The sequence below is a fragment of the Deinococcus arboris genome (assembly GCF_009755355.1).
GTDB lineage: Bacteria > Deinococcota > Deinococci > Deinococcales > Deinococcaceae > Deinococcus > Deinococcus betulae.
Genome location: NZ_WQLB01000074.1, coordinates 1 through 2,949, shown reverse-complemented (window position 1 = coordinate 2,949; position 2,949 = coordinate 1). Strand labels below are relative to the sequence as shown.

The following is a 2,949-nucleotide window of genomic DNA, read 5'->3' as shown; positions in this document are numbered from 1 at the left end:
ATATTCGTTTCGTTGACGGGCCCCATCACTGCTGTCCCTACAGGCCCCGCAGGAAGTGCAGCAGGGCGGCCCGCTCGATGGCCTGCAGGGCACCGAACCGTTCACGGGCGCGCTCGGCCTCGCCGCCGTGCCAGGTCACCGCTTCGGCCAGGGTGCTGGCGCGGCCGTCGTGCAGGAAGCGGCCGCCACTCGCCTCGACCAGCCCCGCACCCCAGAGGGGCGGCGTGCGCCATTCGCCCGACTGGGCGCCTTTTTCGGCGGCGCCGTCATCCAGCGCCGGCCCGAGGTCATGCAGCAGCAGGTCGGTGTAGGGGTAAAAGGTCTGGTGCGACAGGGCTGCAAAGCGGGAACTGACGCCTGTGGTCAGGGTTGACCGGTGGCACGATGAACATCCCACCTGTTCAAAAAGCGCCGCCCCGGCGTTGAAGGTGGCGGGGTCGCCCATGCGCCGCTCGGGGACGGCCAGCACTGTCAGGAAGTCGTTGATGGCCTCCAGCGCCGCGTCAGAGACCTCGGGCTGACCGCCACTGACGGCCTCTGCACACACCGCCTGCCGCACCGTGCAGTTCTCCGCAGGGTGCAAAGAGGTCGTCAGGCCCATGTCCTGATGCAGAGCGGCGGCGCTCTGGCTGCGCAGGCTGGCCTGAATGGCCTTCCAGCCAAAGCGGCCCAGCTTGACCTGCCCCTCTTCCGTGACCCAGTGCGGACGGCCAGAGATGCCGTCTCTGTCCCGGTCCAGTTCATCGGCCCAGGCCAGCAGGTCGGCCTCGGGCACCCGGTCCAGCAGTCCCATGCCCAGCAGTTGCGGCGAGAGGCGCGCGCTGGCGCGAACGCCATCCAGCGGGTCGCCACTCACCTGAACCTGGTAGTTCAGGCGCCCATCTGGCTGGCGGGTCCAGGTCACCTGGCCTTCGGGGTCGCCCGTGGTCGCGGCCGTTTGCAACTGCTCGCCGTAGACCGGGTGAGGCTCGCCCTGCGCATCTCCCAGCCGGAATAGGACGGCGGGCAGGGTCCGGCCCCCAGGCCCCAGCGCCTCGGCCCGTCCGGTGGACTGGTGACAGCCGCTGCAGGCGCCCGTTAAAAACTGCGGTCCCAGGCCGTCAAGGAGCGCGCGTGGCCCCGGCGCCGGTTGCCACTGCGCCACGAACAGTTCGCGGCCCTGCGAGACCCCAGCCCACTCGCTGGGGTCGATGGCCGGGGCAAATTGCAGGAAGGGGCGACTGGCGTCCAGGGTGACGGTGGCGCTGCCGCCTGCCGGCGTCCAGCTGATGGGCAGCGGCGTGACGGGCGTGGGCGCCGGCCCTGGGCGGTCAGGCGCCGTGCAGGCCGTCAGCACCAGCAGCACACCCGCCCAGACCGCGCGCCTCACGGCAGGGTCAGCGGCAGGGGCGTGTTGTACATCCAGGTGTTGGCGGTGGTGGCCCCGCCGCCCAGCGAGCCTTCAAAGCTCCAGCCCCACGCAAACAGGCCCCCGTCCTGCCGGCGGCCCACCTGATGCAGCGCGCCCACCGCCAGGTCAGCCATGTTCTTCAGGTTGGGCAGCTTGTCGCTGGGTTCGTCCAGGTCGGCGTACACCGCCCCGGTGCCGGCCATGTCGCCGTACATTCCCCAGGCGCGCAGGCTGCCGTCGGCCAGGCGCAGGTAACTGGTGTTGCCGTTGGCGTAAACGTTGACGGCCCGCAGGGTCTCGGTGCTGGGCAGCAGGCGCGGCGACAGCACGTTGCCCGGCCAGGCCTCGGGCTTGCCCTTGAACTTCACGCCCTTGAACCCCACCTGGCTGGTGGCGTTGAGGCCCCAGGCATAGACCTTGCCCTCGCTCGTCAGGGCCAGCACATGGTCGCGGCCAGCGGCGATTTCGGTGACGACCACGCCGGCAGGCAGCGGCACCAGCAGCGGGCTGGCCTGCACCGCCGCCGCGCTGCTGACACTCCCCTGCCCCAGGTTGGCGTACTGGTTGCGGCCCCAGCCCCAGACCTGGCCCTTGTCATCCAGGGCGTAGGAGGACGCAGAACTGGCCAGCACCTGCACTACGCGGCTGGGCCGGGCGTCGCCCCACACGACCAGTTCGGGGGTGGCGCGCGCTGCGCTGCCGCCGTCTCCCAGTTGGCCGCTGCTGTTCAGGCCGAAAGCCCAGACGCCGCCGTCCTCGGCCAGGACCAGCGTGTGACTGTAGCCCGCCGATACCTGCGCGGCGGCCGGCAAACCCGCCACCTTGCCAATGTCCAGGCGGCAGTTGCTGGCGCCGCAATTGGCGCGGCCCTGCGTTCCGCGTCCCAGTTGCCCGTTCGTGTCGTCGCCCCAGCTGTAGAGCGCGCCGCCTTCGGCAATCGCCAGCGACTGGTTCTGGTTAAAGGCCAGCGCCACGAAGGGGGCCGGCGCCGTGATGGCGGTGGGGCTGACCGGGTGGTCGGCCGAGGCCGCCAGCGTGGTCGTCTTGCCCAGCCCAGTCTGGCCAAAGTTGTTGCGGCCCCAGCTGTACAACGCGCCGCCCTTCAGCGCGCCCGAGTGAGAGCCGGCGGCCGCCACGCTGCGCCCCAGGGCAATCTCGGCCTGAGCGGCGGCAGTCTCCCCCTGATTATCGGTGGCGGTCAGGGTGATGGTGTTCGGGCCGGCCTTCAGTGGCACGGTGACGGTGTACGCAGTGCCGGTCAGGGTGGCGGCGTGGCTCTTGCCATTCACCTGGGCCGTGACGCTTTGAAGGCTTCCGTCGCTGTCGGACGCCTGGCCCGTCAGGGTTACCTACGTGCGCTGCACGGTGGCCGCCGGGGCAGTCAGGCTCAGGGTGGGCGGGGTTTGACGACGGTACCGCAGGCGCTCAGGGCCAGCGTGAGGGCGGCAAAGGTGGGGAGAAAAGGGCGCATAAGAACTCCTGGCTGGCCGCTCGGTGGCCAGTCCTTGAACGGTGGTGATTGAGGTGACTGAACAGAAGGGCGGCAGAGAAGCGGGGTC

At 70.3% G+C, this 2,949-nt stretch carries 2 protein-coding genes; both read right to left on the bottom strand.

All coding sequences use genetic code 11. From position 1 onward, the window contains the following. Positions 1-37 precede the first annotated feature (37 nt). Positions 38-1,369: a di-heme oxidoredictase family protein gene (locus GO986_RS22360; protein WP_157461737.1), complete on the bottom strand. Its 1,332-nt coding sequence runs from the start codon at positions 1,367-1,369 to the stop codon at positions 38-40. After that, positions 1,366-2,679 (bottom strand): RCC1 domain-containing protein, encoded by a 1,314-nt coding sequence (locus tag GO986_RS22355; RefSeq protein ID WP_157461736.1) that lies wholly within the window; start codon positions 2,677-2,679, stop codon positions 1,366-1,368. The genes GO986_RS22360 and GO986_RS22355 overlap by 4 nt, the downstream gene beginning before the upstream one ends. Between the last annotated feature and the right edge of the window lie 270 nt (positions 2,680-2,949).